This is a genomic window from Alistipes sp. AF48-12 (genome assembly GCF_003477565.1).
Taxonomy (GTDB): Bacteria; Bacteroidota; Bacteroidia; order Bacteroidales; family Rikenellaceae; genus Alistipes_A; species Alistipes_A hominis.
Genome location: NZ_QUDJ01000014.1, coordinates 44,802 through 64,864, shown reverse-complemented (window position 1 = coordinate 64,864; position 20,063 = coordinate 44,802). Strand labels below are relative to the sequence as shown.

At 56.1% G+C, this 20,063-nt stretch carries 15 protein-coding genes and 2 pseudogenes; 10 read left to right on the top strand and 7 right to left on the bottom strand.

What is annotated here, in order from left to right; all coding sequences use genetic code 11:
• Positions 1 to 57: 57 nt before the first annotated feature.
• The 8 genes and pseudogenes from DW082_RS14725 (at position 58) to DW082_RS09790 (ending at position 10,821) form a co-directional block, all read left to right on the top strand.
• Complete coding sequence (locus DW082_RS14725; RefSeq protein ID WP_220452655.1) at positions 58 to 774, top strand: hypothetical protein; 717 nt, start codon at positions 58 to 60, stop codon at positions 772 to 774.
• Complete coding sequence (locus tag DW082_RS09820) at positions 720 to 2,342, top strand: alpha-L-rhamnosidase C-terminal domain-containing protein (RefSeq protein ID WP_220452654.1); 1,623 nt, start codon at positions 720 to 722, stop codon at positions 2,340 to 2,342. The genes DW082_RS14725 and DW082_RS09820 overlap by 55 nt, the downstream gene beginning before the upstream one ends.
• An 89-nt stretch (positions 2,343 to 2,431) precedes the next feature.
• Positions 2,432 to 4,140, top strand: a pseudogene (locus tag DW082_RS09815) (alpha-L-rhamnosidase C-terminal domain-containing protein).
• 478 nt (positions 4,141 to 4,618) lie between these two features.
• Entirely contained in the window at positions 4,619 to 6,094 is a 1,476-nt protein-coding gene (locus DW082_RS09810) for a rhamnulokinase family protein (protein ID WP_055201811.1), read from the top strand.
• Between the two features lie 72 nt (positions 6,095 to 6,166).
• Positions 6,167 to 7,420: an L-rhamnose isomerase gene (locus DW082_RS09805; protein ID WP_055201813.1), complete on the top strand. Its 1,254-nt coding sequence runs from the start codon at positions 6,167 to 6,169 to the stop codon at positions 7,418 to 7,420.
• 92 nt (positions 7,421 to 7,512) lie between these two features.
• Positions 7,513 to 8,556 carry an L-rhamnose/proton symporter RhaT gene (gene rhaT / locus DW082_RS09800; protein ID WP_101571193.1) on the top strand — a complete coding sequence of 348 codons (1,044 nt, stop codon included), beginning with the start codon at positions 7,513 to 7,515 and terminating at the stop codon, positions 8,554 to 8,556.
• A 70-nt stretch (positions 8,557 to 8,626) separates the two neighbouring features.
• Positions 8,627 to 8,941 carry an L-rhamnose mutarotase gene (gene rhaM, locus DW082_RS09795; RefSeq protein ID WP_055201816.1) on the top strand — a complete coding sequence of 105 codons (315 nt, stop codon included), beginning with the start codon at positions 8,627 to 8,629 and terminating at the stop codon, positions 8,939 to 8,941.
• A 293-nt stretch (positions 8,942 to 9,234) separates the two neighbouring features.
• Complete coding sequence (locus DW082_RS09790; RefSeq protein ID WP_118458430.1) at positions 9,235 to 10,821, top strand: ABC-F family ATP-binding cassette domain-containing protein; 1,587 nt, start codon at positions 9,235 to 9,237, stop codon at positions 10,819 to 10,821.
• A 130-nt stretch (positions 10,822 to 10,951) separates the two neighbouring features.
• Here the strand turns inward: DW082_RS09790 and DW082_RS09785 are convergent, their stop codons facing one another.
• From DW082_RS09785 to mce, 6 genes and pseudogenes are all read right to left on the bottom strand, one after another.
• Positions 10,952 to 12,550, bottom strand: coding sequence for a beta-N-acetylhexosaminidase (locus DW082_RS09785; protein WP_118458428.1), 1,599 nt, complete (start codon positions 12,548 to 12,550; stop codon positions 10,952 to 10,954).
• Positions 12,551 to 12,606: 56 nt separating this feature from the next.
• Complete coding sequence (locus DW082_RS09780; RefSeq protein ID WP_118458426.1) at positions 12,607 to 13,479, bottom strand: family 43 glycosylhydrolase; 873 nt, start codon at positions 13,477 to 13,479, stop codon at positions 12,607 to 12,609.
• A 146-nt stretch (positions 13,480 to 13,625) separates the two neighbouring features.
• Complete coding sequence (locus DW082_RS09775) at positions 13,626 to 14,048, bottom strand: biotin/lipoyl-containing protein (RefSeq protein ID WP_118458424.1); 423 nt, start codon at positions 14,046 to 14,048, stop codon at positions 13,626 to 13,628.
• Between the two features lie 82 nt (positions 14,049 to 14,130).
• A complete protein-coding gene (locus DW082_RS14540) occupies positions 14,131 to 14,283 on the bottom strand; it encodes a hypothetical protein (RefSeq protein WP_182424143.1) in 153 nt (50 codons plus the stop codon).
• A 68-nt stretch (positions 14,284 to 14,351) separates the two neighbouring features.
• Positions 14,352 to 15,914, bottom strand: a complete 1,563-nt coding sequence (locus tag DW082_RS09765; protein ID WP_055201829.1) for an acyl-CoA carboxylase subunit beta — start codon at positions 15,912 to 15,914, stop codon at positions 14,352 to 14,354.
• Between the two features lie 34 nt (positions 15,915 to 15,948).
• Positions 15,949 to 16,358: pseudogene (gene mce / locus DW082_RS09760) on the bottom strand (methylmalonyl-CoA epimerase).
• 221 nt (positions 16,359 to 16,579) lie between these two features.
• Between mce and DW082_RS09755 the strand changes: the two are divergent.
• Complete coding sequence (locus DW082_RS09755) at positions 16,580 to 17,047, top strand: TlpA disulfide reductase family protein (RefSeq protein ID WP_055201834.1); 468 nt, start codon at positions 16,580 to 16,582, stop codon at positions 17,045 to 17,047.
• A 40-nt stretch (positions 17,048 to 17,087) separates the two neighbouring features.
• The gene (locus DW082_RS09750) at positions 17,088 to 18,452 is read left to right on the top strand and encodes a PhoPQ-activated pathogenicity-related family protein (protein WP_055201836.1); all 1,365 of its coding nucleotides are present in this window, start codon (positions 17,088 to 17,090) and stop codon (positions 18,450 to 18,452) included.
• Between the two features lie 320 nt (positions 18,453 to 18,772).
• On the opposite strand, the gene clpX is transcribed toward DW082_RS09750, so the two are convergent.
• A complete protein-coding gene (gene clpX, locus DW082_RS09745) occupies positions 18,773 to 20,029 on the bottom strand; it encodes an ATP-dependent Clp protease ATP-binding subunit ClpX (RefSeq protein ID WP_118458420.1) in 1,257 nt (418 codons plus the stop codon).
• Between the last annotated feature and the right edge of the window lie 34 nt (positions 20,030 to 20,063).

Here is a 20,063-nt window from a genome sequence, read left to right as displayed (position 1 = left end):
AAATGATTGTTTATTTTGTACATTGTGAATTGTGACGTTTCATCCAGACTTCGTATCATGAAAAAGATCCTGTTGCCGGTCCCGGCGCTGTGTGTCGGCGTATTGTTGTGCCTGTCGTTGCGGGGAGAAGCCCCTTCGCGGCTAACGACCGACCTCGCGGAACATACCGACCGAGTCTGGATCGGCGGTTATCCGTCGCAAGTGACGCTGGAACAGGCGGACAAGATCGTCGAACCGCCCCGGTTCGTTACGATCGGCAGCCGGCGGCCGTCGTTCGGCTGGCAGGTCAACGATTCGCGCAGCGACGTAATGCAGACCGCTTGCCGCATCCTGCTGGCTTCGTCGCCCGGAACGCTCGCAACCGACTCGGCCGACCTGTGGGACAGCGGCGTAATTCCGGGAGACCGCAGCGTAGCCGTCCCGTATGCCGGCAAGGCACTGGAGCCCGGCAAAATCTACTACTGGAAAGTGATGACTTTCAACAACGGCAATCCGCAGCCGTGGTCGGCCGTCAAGGCGTTCCGCACGGCAGATTCGCTGACCGAATACGCCACGCCGGCCTACCCGCTCGAAAAAACGGACAACGGCTTACCGAAAACGACCCAAAAACTCTCCGATCGGCTCGTTTTCGCCGACTTCGGTTACGACGCGTTCGGACAGCTCCGGCTGACGCTTTGCTCGCACGCCGGCGGCGACACGGTGACCGTCCGCCTCGGCGAATGCCTGAAAGACGGACGCATCGACCCGGCTCCGGGAGCTCCCGCCGTTTCCTGAGCCAGCGCCTCGCACTGCTGCCGGGCATACGCACTTACACCGTAAAAATACCGGCGGACGCGCGCAACACCGGCCCCCAGGCCGTTCGGATGCCGGACTATATCGGGGAAGTCTATCCATTCCGCTACTGCGAGATCGAAGGCGATGCGATCGGCAACGGCACGGGTATCATCAGCCGGCAGGTCGTAAACTACCCGTTCGACGATCTCGCGGCGGAATTCGCCAGTTCCGACACGACGCTGAACCAAGTATGGGAACTGTGCAAATACTCGATCAAAGCGACCTCTTTCGCCGGATTATATGTGGACGGCGACCGCGAACGCATCCCTTACGAAGCCGACGCGCTGATCAACCAACTGTCGCACTACTGCGTCGACCGCGAATACACGATGGCGCGGCGTAGCCACGAATACCTGCTCGGGAACGCCACTTGGCCGACCGAATGGATCCTGCAATCGGTGCTGATCGCCTGGTACGACTACCTGTACACCGGCGACCTGCGGGCCGTAAAAACGCATTACGAGACGCTGAAAAACAAGACGCTGACCGCACTGTCCGGCACGGACGGATTCGTCAGCCTCACGCCGGAGAAACTGACGCCCGAACTGTACGCGTCGATCAACCTGCGGGGACAAACGCTGAAAAATATCGTCGACTGGCCGCACACGGGGATCCTGGGACTCGGCAAGGCGGAAGGGGGCGAAACCGACGGTTTCGTATTCCGCGACGTCAACACGGTGGTCAACGCTTACCACTACTGCGCGCTGGAACTGATGGCCCGCATGGCAGGAGCCGCCGGAGAGTCGGAAGATTCCGCCGCATACGCCCGGGCGGCCGGCCGTCTGGCGGACAATTTCAACAAACAACTGTTCAATAAAAAAACCGGCGCTTACCGCGACGGCATCGGCACCGACCACTGCTCGCTGCACGCCAACATGTTCCCGCTCTGCTTCGGACTCGCCGACGTAAAACGGGCGCAGTCCGTTGCGGATTTCGTCAAGACGCGGGGCATGGCCTGCAGCGTCTACGGTTCGCAATTCTTGATGGACGGGCTGTACGAAGCGGGCGAAGCCGATTATGCGCTGCAACTGCTCACGTCGGACGCCGAACGCAGTTGGTACAACATGATCCGCGTCGGCTCGACCATTTCGCTGGAAGCCTGGGACGACAAATACAAACCGAATCAGGACTGGAACCACGCTTGGGGCGCGGCCCCAGCCAACATCATCCCGCGCAGGCTGATGGGCGTCGTACCGACCGAACCGGGTTTTTCGCGCATCGAAATCCGCCCGCAGCCGGCCGGACTCGAAAAAGCCTCGCTGCGGATACCCACGATACGGGGCGACGTGGAAACGGCGTTCGAAAACACGCCCGACCGTTTCACGCTGACGACCGTCGTACCGGCCAACGTGAAAGCCGATGTCTACCTGCCGCTGCCCGCCGGCACCAAAAATTACGACGTGACCGTCAACGGGAAGCCTGCAGGACAGACCGTCCGCGAAGGAAATTTTATAAAGATCGCGGATCAGGGTTCCGGAAAAAACGCATATATTCTGAACACTAAATAACTTAATCAAACCAAACACAAACAACCGAAATGAAAAAACTTTTTATCTGTGCATTCCTCGTGTATGCCGCTTCGCTTCAGGCGCAACCGATGGGCAAGGGCAACCTGCCCCCCGTATTCCCGAAAGAAGTGGCCGAAAAGACACAATTCGATACCCGTACGCGTGCGTATATTTCGCCCGTGCGCGTGATGTGGACGCAGAACGGCGACCTGATCACCGGCTCCGAGAACCTGTTGTTGCAAGGCAACGGGCAGGCTACGACGGCCAATACCCCGAAAACCGTTTTCGTATCCAAAGAGGGTAAGCGTCCGTCGATCCTGCTGGATTTCGGTCGTGAAATCCACGGGGGACTGCAGTTCGTAACCTGCATTCGCGCATCGACCAAACCCGTCAAGGTACGCGTGCGCCTCGGCGAATCGGTCGGCGAAGCGATGTGCGAGATCACGAAGGAAAACGGCGCGACGAACGACCACGCGATGCGCGACTACACGATCGAACTGCCGTGGCTGGGCGTCTGCGAAGTCGGGAACTCCGGCTTCCGTTTCGTCCGGATCGACATGCTCGAAGACGATGTCGAACTACCGATCAAGGAGATCCGCGCCAGCCTGTTATACCGCGACATCCCGTACCTCGCTCGTTCCGTTCGAACGATCCGCGCGTGGACAGCATCTGGGCGACCGGCGCCTACACGCTGCACCTGAACCTGCAGGAATATCTCGTAGAGGCCCCAAAGCGCGACCGCCTGGTATGGCTCGGCGACCTGCATCCCGAAGTGCGTACCGCGCTGGCCGTATTCGGCGACAACGAGGCGCTTTCGCGCGGCCTGGACTTCGCCCGCGACGAAACCCCGCTACCGGGCTGGATGAACGGCATGTGCTCCTATTCGCTGTGGTGGGTGCTGATCCACCGCGACTACTACATGTACCGCGGCGACCTGAATTACCTGAAACAGCAGCAACAATACCTCAGCGACCTGATGAAGATCCTGATGAGCAAGGTGGACGCCGAAGGCCGTGAACACCTCGACGGCGGCGGACGCTTCCTCGACTGGCCGACCAGCGAAGACACGTTGGCCGTCAACGCCGGCCTGCACGCGCTGATGCTGATGACTTTCGAGGCCGGAGCCGAAATGCTGAACGCATTGGGCGACAAAGAACTGGCCGCACAATGCACCACAACCGCCGACCGGATGAAAAAAGTAACGCCCGACTACAAAACGTCGAAACAGTCTGCCGCACTGATCGCCCTGGCCGGCATCGTTCCGGCCGAAACGGCCAACAAGGAAGTGCTCGAAGTGGGCGGCGCCCACGGTTTCTCGACCTTCTACGGCTATTACATGCTGAAAGCCCAAGCCCTGGCCGGAGACTATACCGATGCGATCCAGAACATGAAGGACTACTGGGGCGGTATGCTCGACCTCGGCGCTACGACTTTCTGGGAAGACTTCGACATCAACTGGAAGAAAAACGCCGCACGGATCGACGAGCTGACCCCGGCCGGCAAAGTGGACGTTCACCGCACTTACGGCGACTACTGCTACAAAGGCTACCGTCACAGCCTGGCGCACGGATGGGCATCGGGGCCGACGGCATGGCTCAGCGAATACGTGCTCGGCGTGAAGATCGTCGAACCGGGTTGCAAAGCCGTGAAGATCGAACCGAACCTCGGCGGTCTCGAATGGGTCGAAGGAACCGTTCCGACGCCGTACGGAGTGATCAAGGTACGTCATGAGAAACAGGCCGACGGGAAGATCAAATCGAAGATCGAAGTCCCGAAAGGCGTGAAAGTGGTAAAATAACGAACCGCGGGAAGCGATTCGGCCGCCAGGGAGGCAGCCTGTGAAAATAAGGGTATCAAAAATATATTTTTTATATCATTATTTTCACAGGCATATCCCTTGTTTTAGGTACATTTGCTTTCACAAAAACACGGCATCCGTCGGCAACAGCCGGACAATAAGATACGGATGCAGCTTTCGGACATGCGGCGGAAAACGACGGCGCGCCGAAAGACTATGGAGGTTACAAAGAGGCAACGCGACAGAGAGACACGAAAGAAATCGTATCGCAGACGGAACGAGCAACCGGGGCTGAAACCGGGACGGTCGGGACGGCGCGAAAAGCCGGAGCAACGAGGACGCGGGGATCCCCCCGCACAATCTGCAAACTCCGAAAAACGATCTCAGCGTGTTCGGTTTTCGGAAATTTGATTTGCGACGGCTGTTCGGACAGCTTATTAAGCCAAACAAATTAAATAAACTTAAAAACCGAAAACCGATGAAACAAATTTCATTTCTGGCGTTCGACCTTGGAGCAACCAGCGGCCGTACCATTCTGGGGACGCTGAACGAAGGCAAACTCCAGATGAAGGAACTGACTCGTTTCCCGAACCAGATCCTCGAACTGAACGGACACGCTTACTGGAACATCTTCTCGCTGTACGAACACCTGAAGGCCGGCATGATCGCCGCCGCCAAGGAAGACGTGGAGATCACCTCGATCGGCATCGACACCTGGGGCGTCGATTTCGTATTCCTCGGCGAAGACGGTCAGATTCTGGGTATTCCGCACGCTTACCGCGACCAGCACACGGCAGGAGCGCCGGAAGAATATTTCGAGAAGGTATTGCCCCGCAAAGAGGTATACGATATCACCGGCATCCAGATCATGAACTTCAACAGCCTGTACCAGCTCTACGCGATGAAGCGCGACAACTCGTCGCTGCTGAACGCCGCTAAAGAAGCGCTGTTCATTCCGGACGCGCTGAGCTACATGCTGACCGGCAAGAAAGTGGTCGAATATACGATCGCATCCACGTCGCAGATACTGAACCCGCGCACCAAGAAGTTCGAAACTTGCCTGCTCGAAAAAATGGGCGTGAAGGCCAACCTGTTCGGCGACATCGTGATGCCGGGTTACGTGATCGGTACGCTGACCGATGCGCTGGCCGCAGAAACCGGACTGGGCAAACTGCCGGTGGTAGCCGTTGCCGGTCATGACACCGCTTCGGCCGTGGCAGCCGTTCCGGCCAAAAACGAAAAATTCGCTTATCTGAGCTCCGGCACCTGGTCGTTGATGGGGATCGAAGTCAAAGACCCGATCATCACCGAAGAAACTTCGCGCCTGAACATCACCAACGAAGGCGGCGTCGAAGGCACTACCCGACTGCTGAAGAACATCACCGGCATGTGGATTCTCGAACAGTGCATCAAAGAGTGGCGTAAGGAAGCTATCGAATACACTTACCCCGAAATCGTCAAAATGGCGCGCGACGCCGCTCCGTTCCAGTCGTTCATCGACCCGGACGACGAATCGTTTGCCAATCCTCCCAGCATGATCAAGGCGATCAAGGACTTCTGCCTCAGAACCGGCCAGAAAGTTCCGCGCAACCACTCCGAACTGATCCGCTGCATCTTCGAAAGCCTCGCGCTGAAATACAAGAACGTGCTCGATAAGTTCCGTTCGCTGGCTCCGTTCCCGATCGAACGGCTGCACATTATCGGCGGGGGCGCAAAGAACCGCCTGCTAAACCAGTTCACGGCCAACGCGACCGGCGTAACCGTCGTCGCCGGCCCGTCGGAAGGCACGGCCATCGGCAACATCATGCTGCAGGCGCGCGCCGCAGGTTGCGTCAATTCGCTGCAGGAGATGCGCGACATGATCGGCGAAGCCATCGAGATCGAAACGTTCACGCCGGAAGATACCGACGCATGGAACGCCGCTTACGAACGCATCAAATCGCTGATCAAATAATTCCGTTCCGCCGGATTCGGTAACGACAGAAAACAACAATCATTCAATACTCTTTAACTTAAAACAAAAACCATGAAAGACGCAAAAATCCAGCAAGCCTACGAGGCCGCCAAAGCACGCTATGCCGAAATCGGTGTCGATACCGACGCCGTACTGGAACAGATCGCCAAAGTATCCCTGTCGCTGCACTGCTGGCAGACGGACGACGTAACCGGTTTCGAAAACCCGGACGGACAGCTTTCGGGCGGTATTCAGGCTACCGGCAACTATCCCGGCAAAGCCCGCAATATCGAAGAAGTGCGCAAAGACATCGAAAAGGTGAAAAGCCTGCTGCCGGGTAATCACCGTCTGAACATCCACGCCATCTACGGCGACTTCGGCGGTCAAAAGGTAGACCGCGATCAGATCGAACCGAAACACTTCCAGAGTTGGATCGACTGGGCGAAAGCCAACAACATGAAACTGGACTTCAACAGCACCAGCTTCTCGCACCCGAAGAGCGGCGACCAGTCGCTGTCGAACCGCGACAAAGGCATCCGCGACTTCTGGATCGAACACACCATCCGCAGCCGTAAGATCGCCGACGAAATGGGTAAACAACTCGGCGACAAAGCCTGCCACAACCTGTGGATCCACGACGGTTCGAAAGATATGACCGTCGATCGCTACCTGTACCGTTCGCTGCTGAAAGACTCGCTCGATCAGATCTTCGCCCACAAATTCGCAAACGTGAAAGACGCCGTCGAGAGCAAAGTATTCGGCGTGGGCCTCGAAAGCTACACGGTAGGTTCGCACGAGTTCTACATGGGTTACGCCGTACAGAACGGCATCATGTGCACGCTCGACATGGGTCACTTCCACCCGACCGAAGAGACTTACGACAAGATCTCGTCGCTGCTGCTCTTCACGCCGGAAATCATGCTGCACGTAAGCCGTCCGGTACGTTGGGACAGCGACCACGTGGTTATCCTGAACGACAGCGTACAATTGCTGGCACAGGAAATCGTATGGGCCAACGCACTGAACAAGACCAATATCGGTCTCGACTACTTCGACGCTTCGATCAACCGGATCGGCGCATACGTGGTAGGTAGCCGCGCTACGCAGAAAGCGTTCCTGCAGGCACTGCTGACCCCGATCAGCAAACTGCGCCAGTATGAAGCGAACGGCCAGTTGTTCCAGCGCATGGCTGTGCTCGAAGAAGCCAAGAGTATGCCGTGGGCTGCCGTGTACGACTACTTCTGCTACAAAAACAACGTTCCCGTTGCCGAAGACTACATCACGGAAATCGAAAAATACGAAAAGGAAATTACCTCTAAGAGATAATATCCGATATTAACCAAGCGAGCTGTCCGTGCATGTGTTTTTCTCCCGAAAAACGACATGTGCGGATAGCTTGTTAAAAACTACTGATTCATATGGAAATTTTACTGGGTTTACTTATCATCGCGATAGGCAGTTTCGGGCAGTCAAGCTCGTACGTGCCGATCAATAAAGTGAAGAACTGGGCTTGGGAAAGCTTCTGGATCGTCCAGGGCATTTTCGCATGGCTCGTATTTCCGCTGCTCGGCGCGCTGCTGGGCGTTCCCGAAGGAATGGGACTGTTCGAACTGCTCGGAAACGGCGGCGCTGCAAAAGCCATCGTTTACGGCATATTGTGGGGCGTCGGCGGTCTGACGTTCGGACTCAGCATGCGCTACCTGGGCGTTGCGCTCGGGCAGTCGATCTCGCTGGGAACCTGTGCCGGATTCGGTACGCTGCTGCCGGCCATTTTCGCCGGCACGAACCTGTTCCAGGGCCAGGGTCTGATCCTGCTGGTAGGCGTGTGCATCACGCTAGCCGGTATCGCCGTGATCGGTTACGCCGGTTCGCTGCGCTCGAAAAACATGACCGAAGAGGAGAAAAAAGCCGCTATCAAAGATTTCGCGTTGACCAAAGGTCTGCTCGTAGCCCTGCTGGCCGGCGTAATGAGCGCCTGTTTCGCACTCGGTCTCGACGCCGGAACACCGATCAAAGAAGCTGCGCTCACCAACGGCGTGAAACCGCTGTTCGCCGGTCTGCCGGTTATCCTGCTGGTGACTTTCGGCGGATTCCTTACGAATGCCGCTTACTGTATCCAGCAAAATATCAAAAACAAAACGGGAAAAGATTATTTCTCCGTTCCGGGCGGCATTTTCGTAAACAACGTGCTGTTCTGCGCGCTGGCCGGAGTGCTGTGGTATTCACAGTTCTTCGGACTGGAAATGGGCAAGAGCTTCCTGGTGGATTCGCCGCTGCTGATGGCCTTCTCATGGAGCATCCTGATGTCGCTGAACGTAACGTTCTCGAACGTATGGGGCATCCTGCTCAAAGAATGGAAAGGCTGCAATTCGAAAACGATCTCCGTACTGGTCATCGGTCTGGTGATCCTGGTATTCTCGGTATTCGCACCGTCGCTGATGAACATGGCGTTCGGATACTAAACCGGATAAAACCTATTCGAATTCCGGAACCGACTCCGGTTCCGGAATTCTTAACCAATAAAACTTCAATATTATGAAATGCGCATTTAAAATGAAACTCAAACCCGGTTGCGAGGTAGAGTACGAAAAACGCCACCGCGCGATCTGGCCCGAACTGGTCAAACTGCTGAAAGAAACCGGCGTAAGCGACTACTACATCTTCTGGGACAAGGAGACGAACCTGCTGTTCGCCGTTCAGGAACAGGGAGGCGAGAGCGGTTCGCAGGATCTCGGCACGAATCCGATCGTAAAAAAATGGTGGGACTACATGGCCGACATCATGGACGTGAATCCGGACAACTCGCCGGTTTCGATTCCGCTGAAAGAGGTATTCTACATGGAATAAGACCGGGTCTTCCGGGACGGAGAGGATGACTTCGGTCATCCTCTTTTTTTATTTATTCGCCGCGCTTAAACGACCACCCGAGGAGCAATCATCTAAAAAATCCATTCCGTTGAAATTCCGCGCCCGGTTAGGTTAACCGGATTTTAATGCTTAGATTTGCACCCGAATCAAAAAATACTCCGATGAGAATAAACGATTGATAGTCGGTACTGTTAAACCGACGCCTCGAAGCAACTAACATTTTTCGGTTTATCAACCCGGTCTCATGCAAGACCCCTATTAATCGTACTTTGATGAGTATTATCCTAAGCGGTGTAAATTACCGCTATACCAACCGGCAACCTCTTTTCGAACCGGTCAACCTATCGGTACTTCCGGGCGAGAAAATCTCGATCGTCGGAAATAACGGAACCGGAAAATCGACCTTGCTAAGGTTGATCGCCGGAGAACTGGCTCCTTCCTGCGGAAGCATCGGCCGTTCCGTCTCCCCTTATTACGTTCCCCAGCAAACGGACATCCGGAGCGAATCGGTCGGCCGGACATTGGGCGTCGCGGAGAAACTCGACGCACTGCGCGCCATCTGCGACGGCAGCGCCAACCCGGATCACTACGACACGCTGGCGGACGACTGGGACATCGAATCCCGCTGTCGTTCCGCTCTCGACGCTTGGGGCCTGCCGCACGTAGAACTAACCGCATCGACCGATTCGCTGAGCGGCGGGGAGAAAACGAGACTTTCTCTGGCTGGACTGACGATCCACCGACCGGCCATCGTACTGCTCGACGAACCCACGAACCACCTCGACCGCACGGGCCGCGACCGGCTTTACGACTACATCCGCACCTGCAAGGCTACGTTGATCGTAGTCAGTCACGATACCTACTTGCTCAATCTGCTCGACCGCACCTGCGAACTCTCCAAGAAAGGGCTCAAAACATACGGAGGAAACTACAATTTCTACCGGGAACAAAAACGAATCGAAGACAGCGCCCTGGAGCAGCGGATCGATTCGGAACAGGCCGCGCTGCGGCTGGCCCGTAAAAAAGCGCAAGAAATCGCGGAACGACAGCAGAAAAGGTTCAACCAAGGAGAACGGAACAAAGACCGGCTTCCCCGCATCCTGCGCAAAGGGGCGAAAGACCGCGGTGAAACAACGATTTCGAAACTCCGGGAAAAACATTCGGACATCGTCGGCCTGAACGAAAAGCGGCTGAACGATCTGCGGCGACAGCGCGGAACGGCGTGCCGGTTCAAAATCGATTTCGACGATGCGCTGCTGCATAACGGGAAACTGCTGATCGCCGCGGACGGAGTGAACTTCGGTTACGACCGGGAGCGCCCGTTGTGGAGAATGCCGCTCGACCTGGAGATCCGCAGCGGCGAACGGATACGTCTTACCGGCAACAACGGCAGCGGCAAAACGACTCTCGTCAGGCTGCTGACAGGAGAACTGTTCCCGACAGCGGGCGAAATCCGCAGAACCGACTTCTCGTACGTCTGCCTCGACCAGGAATACAGTCTGGTCGACACTCCGCAGACGGTACTGGAACTGGCGCAAAAATACAACCGCAGCAACCTTTGCGACCACGAGATCAAGATGCGGCTCAAGCGGGCCCTATTCGCCGCAGACACGTGGGACACAAGCTGCAACGCGCTGAGCGGCGGCGAAAAGATGCGGCTCTGCCTGTGCTGCCTGATGATCTCGAACCATGTTCCCGATCTATTTATTCTCGACGAACCGACCAATAATCTCGACCTGTCGAGCCTCGCCGTGCTCGCCGATACGATAGGCGATTATCGGGGCACCCTGCTCGTTATCTCCCACGACCGGAACTTCACCGACGAAATAGGAATCACGAAAACCGTCGAACTCGGATAAGCGCCGCTTCCGGAACGCCCCAAAAGAGTCCGGGAAAACGGTATGACGAAATCGTCTCCGTTTTCCCGGACTCTTTTTTACGGTCCGACCCGCGCGTTCCGCTACGAACGACAACGGATCGGATGGAAAATCAATATTTATCCAATTGGGTTTTCAGATAACCTTTTTCTTTCCAGATATTCTCGATCTTTTTCAGCCGCTTGCGGAAATCTTCGTAGTATTTCTTGTCCACAGGCGTCCAGCCGCACTCGGCATAAGCCGCGATACGCGGGAAAATCTGATAATAAAGCCGGTCGAGGTTCGGCGTGAATTCGCCCCACATCTGGCAACCGGTTCCCAGAATTTTCTCTTTATCGGCATCGGCCAGGCCGTCCGGAATCGGATTGAACGAATAAGCCTTTTCGAACGGGGTCACTTCGTACGGATAGTCCAGATAAGTGAAGAAACGGTTCGAATTGACCACGTCATACCCTTTCTCGATCGCTTTGTTCACCAGACTGATATCCCCGTCCCAGAACTGCACGATCGTACCGGGAGCCAATTTCTCGGACTGGCTGGCCTGTACGTGCGCTTCGCCGCGAACATTGTCGCCGGTAATCTCGTTCCAGCCGATCATCCGACACCCTTTCGAAGCGAGGTATTTCGACATCCGGTTGATCGCCCATACCTGCAAATCGGAGCAGGTCGGCAGGCCGTTAGCCTTCATGAAAGCCTGGATCTCCTCCGAATTCTGCCAGTGCGTGTAATTCGCTTCGTCGCCGCCGATATGCACGATCTTCGACGGGAACAGCGCCACCACTTCATCGAGAATATCGTGCAGGAACTCCTCGACCTTCGGGTCGGTCACGTCGTACAGATCGCCTACGACGGCTTTCCCTTCCCTGCGGCTCGTGGCGCCGATCCACGGATAGGCATAGATCGAAGCGGAAGCGTGCCCCGGCACCTCGATCTCGGGAATCACCTTGATCCCCCGGTCGTCGGCATACTTCACGATGTCGCGGATCTCGTCCTGCGTATAATAAGCGCGTTTCGGGAACAACTCGTCCCACTCTTCCGACGTAACGTTCATGTGGTCGAAATCGCGTTTCGAACCGAGTTCGGTCAACTTCGGATATTTTTTGATCTCGATACGCCACCCCTGATCGTCTACCAGATGCCAATGGAACGTATTCATTTTCAGCCGGGCCATCTCGTCCAGCAGATTCTTGACCGTTTCAGCGCCCTGGAAATGACGGCTTTCGTCCTGCATGTAAGCGCGCCACGGGAAAGCCGGCGCATCGGTAATCACGCAGGCCGGTATCGTCACCAGGCCGTTCTGCGGCGTGGTCATCTGGCGCAGCGTCTGCAACGCATAGAGCAACCCCGCACGGGCGTCGGCCGTAGCCACGATCTGCTTTTTGCTGTCCGGGGACATCACGGCCAGGCGATACGCCTCGTCGTTGTTATTCGACGGCACGGCATTGAGTTTAAACGCCAGTTTGGCTTTCTTGGCTTTGGTCGTATAGACCGGATCGATCCCGGCCTCTTTCAGCACCCCGGTCACGTAATCCTGATTCAGGTTCGCTTTCGGATCGAGATAAACCGAAGTCTCCCCGCTCAATACGGCTGCGTTCTGGAAAGCGACGATCTTGACCGGCTTCGGCAGTATCTCGATCGGGTGGTTCTGCGCCCGTGTTCCGTTTACGGCGAACAGCGCCGCGGCAACCAGGCCGATAAAAAGTTTTTTCATAAAGAAGCGTTTTATGCTTGGTTAATTTAAGTCATTCAAACCGGTTCCGGAAACGGTCAGTAGCGGATAACCGGCGTTTCGCCGTCCCACTCGACTTCCCAGAAACGGATAAAATTGCCGTTCATTTCCCACTTGAAAGCGGAAAAAATCAGACGGCCTTTATCTTCGACGATCTCCCAGCCCGACCACAATCCGTCCGGCGGCCAGTCGAACGGCACCTCTTCCCAGCGGTTCGACATCGGGTCTTTGGTCTTGCAGAGCACTTTCCCGTGTCCGCTGGTAGCGAACATATAATATGTGCCGTCATGCTCGAAAACCCGCGGACTTTCGGGCGTCGTAAACGTAATCAGCGCCGGCCCGAGATCTCTCCAACGGATCGCATCGTCCGACGAAGCGAGCGCGATCGCGCCTTTGCCGTCGGCGGTAGTGACCATCGAAAACATCAGGAACTGCCCGCCATATCGCAGGATGTGCGAATCCCGGCAATCCTCCCAACCGGTCGGATTGCGCATCGCCCACTCCGGCGCCGTATAGACCGGATTTTCCGGACAACGTTTCCAGTCGAACAGATCTTTGCTGGTAGCCAGACCGACGGTTTGCTTGCCCAGCCAACGGTCGTCGAACCCGGTATAAACCATGTAGTACGTTCCCTTGTGCTTCACGATGGACGGAGCGGATACGACCTGCCCCTCCCACGTACCGGGAACGACCCGGATGACGCGCGGGTGATGCTCCCAATGCACCAGATCGGTCGAAGTGGCGTGTCCGAACGCCTTTTCGCTGTCCGGTTCCTGCCAGTCCTGCGTATCGTTGGCCACGCCCACATTGTAGAACAAATGGAACGTACGCCCCTTCTTGATGACGAAATAATCCTTGACGTATTCGCCCTCGCGGGAAAACTGCCCGATTTGCCCGGAATTCGCCCGCATCTTTTCCGGCGCGCGCGCCGAGCGGGGAACAAACCCAACAAGCCATCCCCGCCAACAGCAGGAACGCGGCACCCCAACGGTTGATCTTATACATAGCCGAAATGTTTTGCGACAGCGCCCCGGCAGCAACCTGCCGGACCGGATGCCTATTCGATAACGATCAATACGTCTCCTTCGAGCACGGAATCTCCGGTGCCGACGCGAATCTCCGCAACAGTGCCTTCCTTGTCCGAATCGACGTTGTTTTCCATCTTCATCGCTTCGAGCACCATCAGACGCTGTCCGACTTTGACCGCATCGCCGACCGCAACCTTGATGTCGAGGATCACGCCCGGCAGCGGGCTCTTGACAGCGCCTCCGCCGGCGGCGGGTTTCGCGGCTACGGCAGGCGCCGGCTGTGCCGGAGCGGGCGCGGCGGCAGCGACCGGTTTCGCAGCGACGGCTTTTCCCTGGTCGAGCGTCACCGTATAGTTCGTTCCGTTCACCGTCACGTCAGCGCGGTTTCCGTTCAGGTCGTTGACGGCGACCTGGTAATCGTTTCCGTTGATATTCAGTTTATATTCCTTCATGATGATTCGATTTGTCGTTTGTATGAACGGGCGTCCCGACTCCCCGGAAACCGGACCGGCCGCGGCGCCCTGCAATCATTCCCTACCAGCGGCGGTTGCGCTGCGGCAGGCGGGTCATCCCGTAACTTTTGCAATTCCATCCGGAAGCCGCTTTCGCCGTCCGAACGACGGCAGCGGGAGCCATGCGGGTCTCCCTGCCGTACAGTTCGAGAGCGACGGCAATCGCCGCAACCACTTCGTTTTCGGAAGATGAAGATCCGGATTTTTTGGATGCAAACAATCTGCTGAAAAATCCCTTCATCGCTACAACGGAATATTAGAATGTTTCTTCGGCGGGTTCGCCAGACGCTTGTTGGCCAACGACTGCAATGCCCTCGCAATGCGGAAACGGGTGTTACGCGGCTCGATGATATCGTCGATATAACCGAACCGGGCAGCCACGTACGGATTGGCAAACTTGTCGCGGTACTCCTCCTCCTTCTGGGCTATGAATTCCGCTTTTTTCTGCTCGTCCTCGATCGCAGCGATCTCTTTCGACGACAACACCTCGGTAGCGCCTTTCGGCCCCATAACGGCGATCTCTGCGGTCGGCCACGCATAGTTGATATCGCCGCGCAGGTGTTTCGAACTCATCACGCAGTAAGCTCCGCCGTAGGCCTTGCGCAGGATTACCGTCACTTTCGGAACGGTCGCCTCGCCGTAAGCGAACAGCAGTTTCGCACCGTGGATAATGATTCCTCCGTACTCCTGGGCCGTCCCCGGCAGGAAGCCCGGCACGTCGACAAACGTCACGATCGGAATATTGAACGCATCGCAGAAGCGCACGAAACGGGCCGCCTTGCGCGAAGCGTTGATATCGAGCACCCCGGCCAGGAACTTCGGCTGGTTCGCGATGATCCCGACGCTCTGGCCTCCGAAACGGGCGAAACCGGTCACGATGTTCGGGGCGAATTTCGCCTGGCTCTCCAGGAAATCCCCGCCGTCGACTACGGCATGGATCACGTCCAGCACGTTGTACGGCTTGTTGGGGTTGTCCGGGATGATGTCGTTCAGCACGTCTTCCATCCGGTCGATCGCATCGGTGCAGGCGGCTACCGGAGCATCCTCCATGTTGTTCGACGGCAGGAAGCTCAGCAGCTTGCGCAGCATTTCGATCCCCTCCTCCTCGGTTTCGGAAACGAAATGGGCCACGCCGCTCTTGGCCGCATGAATCGAAGCGCCGCCCAGTTGTTCCTGCGTCACCTCTTCGCCGGTCACGGTCTTCACGACCTTCGGGCCGGTAACGAACATATAGCTGCTGCCCTTGCTCATCAGGATGAAGTCGGTCAACGCGGGCGAATAAACCGCGCCGCCGGCGCAAGGTCCGAAAATAGCCGAGATCTGCGGGATAACGCCCGAAGCGAGGATGTTGCGCTGAAAGATTTCGGTATAACCGGACAAACTGTTCACGCCCTCCTGGATACGCGCGCCGCCCGAATCGTTGATTCCGATCACCGGAGCCCCGTTTTTCATCGCCATATCCATCACTTTGCAGATCTTAGCGGCGAAGGTTTCGGACAGCGAACCGCCGAACACGGTGAAATCCTGCGAGAACACGTACACCTGACGGCCGTTGATCGTACCGTAGCCGGTTACGACGCCGTCGCCGAAATAGGTCTCTTCCTCGAGGCCGAAATTATTGCAGCGGTGCTTTACGAACATATCGAACTCTTCGAAGGAACCTTCGTCGAGCAGTAGCTTAATGCGTTCGCGCGCCGTTTTTTTCCCTTTTTTATGTTGTGAATCGATCCTTTTCTGACCGCCTCCGAGTCTCGCCTGTTCGCGATACCCCATCAATTCTTTGACTTTCTCTTGAATGTCGCTCATTTTAGTTTTGCAGTTATATACGGTTTCAGGTAAATTATTTGTTCTTGTTTTCGCACAGTTCGGTCAGCACGCCGCCGGTAGACTTCGGGTGCAGGAACGCGATGCTAAGCCCTTCGGCGCCTCCGCGCGAGCCTTGTCGATCAGTTGGATGCCGTTCGCCTCGCATTCGGCCAGACAGTTTTCGATCCCGTCGACGGCAAAAGCCACATGGTGCACGCCTTCGCCCCTCTTTTCGATGAACTTGCCGATCGAACCTTCGGGAGAGGTCGATTCGAGCAGCTCGATCTTCGTGTCTCCGACTTTAAAGAAAGCGGTTTTCACTTTCTGGTCGGCGACCTCTTCGATGTTATAGCATTTGGTTCCGAGCATTTTTTCCCAATACGGGATGGCGGTATCCAAGCTTTTCACTGCGATACCGAGGTGTTCGATGTGCGATACTTTCATGATACAGATTTTTATTTTTAAGTAAGTTAATAGCTGCCGTATGCAATAAGGGGATTATTCAAATCCGAATCTCACAAATTTAGGATTTTATTCTTTAAAATCCAGTATCTACCGGAAAGTTTCTGTCCAAAAAACATACAGTCGCTAAAATCGGTGCAACTTTTGATACTGATTTTCGTTTTATTAATAAGAATACGTATATTTGTTTAATTGTCGTGCTCATGAAAAAGATCATCGTTATAACAGGCATTTTGTTGCTGGCCTTTTCAGGAGTCAAAGCGCAACAACTGATCAACGGGGAAAAAGCTCCGGAACTGAAACTCAGCGAGTGGATCAGCAAGAACCAGTTGCAAAGCGGAAAGCCCACGTTGATCGAGTTCTTTTTCTCGCGCAGCGACCTGAGTATGAAGCGCCTGCCCACCGTGGACGACTTCGCGCGGAATTACGGCAAAAAACTGAACGTAGTCGTCATCGGCTGCGAAACGAAAGATAAGATCCAAAGCGTAATGGACGGAAAAGGATATGCGTTCGCCGTCGCGGTGGACAACGAACACAAGACGTTCACCGCCTACGGAGCGCAGTTCGTCCCGTACGGCGTTTTGCTCGATGCGCGCGGGAAAGTGCTCTGGTTCGGCAATTCGTCGAAATTCGGCGCCGAGGAGCTGAAAAAGACGCTGGAGTGGGAGTAGCCCTGACGAAGAGATTGATCCGATAATCATTTAATAACCTATGTTAAGATTGCTATTCCGACGGATATTGCCGGGAATCTTGTTCGTTGCAGTCTTCGCCGCCGGGGCGCGTGCCGAAGACCCTGCCGTAACGCCCTCGACGGCTTTGGAATCCTATTTGCACAACGGCGACCTGACCTACGGTTGGGAAGTCCGGGAAACGGTGCGCGACGGCAATGCGACCGTCTACCACCTGCTGTTGACTTCGCAGAAATGGCAGGACATCACCTGGACGCACCAGCTTTCGGTCATCGTACCGGATCGGATCACGCATCCCGGCGCGCTGCTGATGATTACCGGCGGCTCGGTCAAGGACGGACAACCGAACTGGAACGGAGGCATACAGGAAGGCCTGCTCGCGCCGATGGGAAAAATAGCGCAGGACAACCGCGCCGTCACAGCCGTCCTGAGGCAGGTTCCGAACCAACCGCTGTACGACAGCCTGAAGGAGGACGCGCTGATCTCTTATACGTTGCACCGTTTCCAGCAGGACGGCGACTACACCTGGCCGCTGCTGTTCCCGATGACCAAAAGCGCCGTGCGGGCAATGGACGCCGTGACGGAATTCTGCGCCGAGCGGTTGCAGCGCAAAGTGGAAGGATTCGTCGTGGCCGGAGCGTCGAAACGGGGCTGGACGACCTGGCTCGCCGCGGCGCAGGATAGCCGCGTGGCGGCAGCCGCGCCGATGGTGATCGACATCCTGAACATGCCCAAAAGCATCCGTTACCAACTGGAAGCGTACGGCGCATACAGCGAACAAATCAAGGATTACAGCGACCTGGGCATCCTGCAATCGATCTCTTCGGAAAAGGGGCGCGCCATCGTCGAGATGATCGACCCGTACAGCTACCGCCGCAAATTGTCGCAGCCCAAACTGCTGCTGATGGGAACCAACGACGAATTTTGGGTGGCCGACAACGTCAAGAACTACATCGACTCGATCCCGGGGATCAACCGGCTGCATTACATCCCGAACGCCGGGCATAACCTCGGCGGCGGAGCCGAAGCGATGCAGACGCTGGATGCTTTTTTCGCTTCGCTGTTGTCGGATAATCTTTTCCCGACCTGCGCATGGCAGGCGAAAACCGGAGGCAAGAATCTGAAAATCGCGCTGGAGATGTCCCGCGAAAATCTTGTCGGCGCAGAGCTGTGGAGCGCCGTCTCGCCAACCCGCGATTTTCGCAAAGCGGAATGGAATTCCGCTCCGCTGCCGGAACCGGAAAGCGAAAAATACACGGTCGACGTACCGTTGCCCGAAACCGGTTTCAAAGCTTGTTACGTAGATCTGATCTACCGTACCGACGACGGCCGGCAATACAAAATCTCCACGCGCATTTTCATGACCGATCCAGGCAAATTGTTGTAATTTATCCGAATAACGTTCGATCGGCCCGTATTTCCTCCCGGCGCCCCTTGCCGCGCATTCAACGGATAACGCGGCCGGACGAAACGGCGGACGAAGGGAAGATCTCTTTTCAGGACGGTTTATTTCGGAAGCGGACCCGTGGATAAAAACGCGGGATATCCGTTCTTTTAAAAGCTAAAGCAAATTTCCGACGAGCAACAAACGAGCACAAAAAAAAGGAGCATGTCCTTGCACACTCCTTATCGGATCATACGTACCGTCGGAAACTTTCCGTCGCCGGCCGGCACTGTATTTCGGTTTCGGTTAGATTATTAGGCGCGTCAGCCAACGGCCTTCAATTGCCGGAATTTGTCGCTTTCGAGGCGGCTTTTCGCATACGGAACCGTCACGCGCAGCGACTTGCGTCCCTCCTGGCCCGGCAGGTCGAACATGCCGTCCATCATGATCGCTTCGCAGATCGACCGCAGGCCGCGCGCGCCGAGCTTGTACTCGATCGCCTTATCGACAATGTAATCGAGAGCGTCCTCGTCGAACGTCAGTTTGATGCCGTCCATTTCGAACAGCTTGACGTACTGGCGCGTGATCGCGTTTTTCGGCTCGGTCAGAATCGAGCGCAGCGCAACCCGGTCGAGCGGTTCGAGGTAGGTCAGCACCGGAATACGTCCGATCAGTTCGGGGATCAGTCCGAACGATTTGAGATCCTGCGGCATGACGTACCGCATCAAGTTGTCCTTATCGATCCGTTCCTTGTGAAGCTGTCCGTAACCGAGCGCCTGCGTATTGAGCCGCTGGGCGATTTTCTTCTCGATGCCGTCGAACGCTCCGCCGCAGATGAACAGAATGTTCGACGTATTGACCTGTATGAATTTCTGGTCGGGATGCTTGCGTCCCCCCTGAGGCGGTACGTTCACGACCGTACCCTCGAGGATCTTCAGCAACGCCTGCTGCACGCCTTCGCCCGACACGTCCCGCGTGATGGACGGGTTATCCCCTTTGCGCGCGATCTTGTCGATCTCGTCGATGAAAACGATCCCGCGTTCGGCCAGCGCCACGTCGTAGTCGGCCACCTGCAACAACCGCGTCAGGATGCTCTCCACGTCTTCGCCGACATATCCCGCCTCGGTCAGCACCGTCGCATCGACGATCGTAAAAGGCACTTTGAGCAACTTGGCGATCGTCCGGGCCAACAACGTCTTCCCGGTACCGGTCTGCCCGACCATCATAATATTCGACTTGTCGATCTCGATCTGCATGTCGTTGCTCTCCTCGTGCAGCAACCGCTTGTAATGATTATAGACCGCCACCGATATATGCCGCTTGGCGCTCTCCTGCCCGATCACATACTGATCGAGAAACTGTTTGATCTGAATCGGTTTCAGAAGCTCCTCCATGCGGATGGAGGGCGCCTTGCGCACCGTCTTTTTGGGGTTCTCGGCCAGCAGCGCATGCCCGCGCTCGATGCACTGGTCGCAGATGCGGGCTCCGTTGTCGCCGTCGAATAGCATAGCCACCTCGTAACGCGAAAGCCCGCAGAACGAACAATGATCCGCCGGCCGTTTCGTATCCTTTTTCTCCATTTTCTATTCAAAAATATCCGCGCGATGCGGAAAT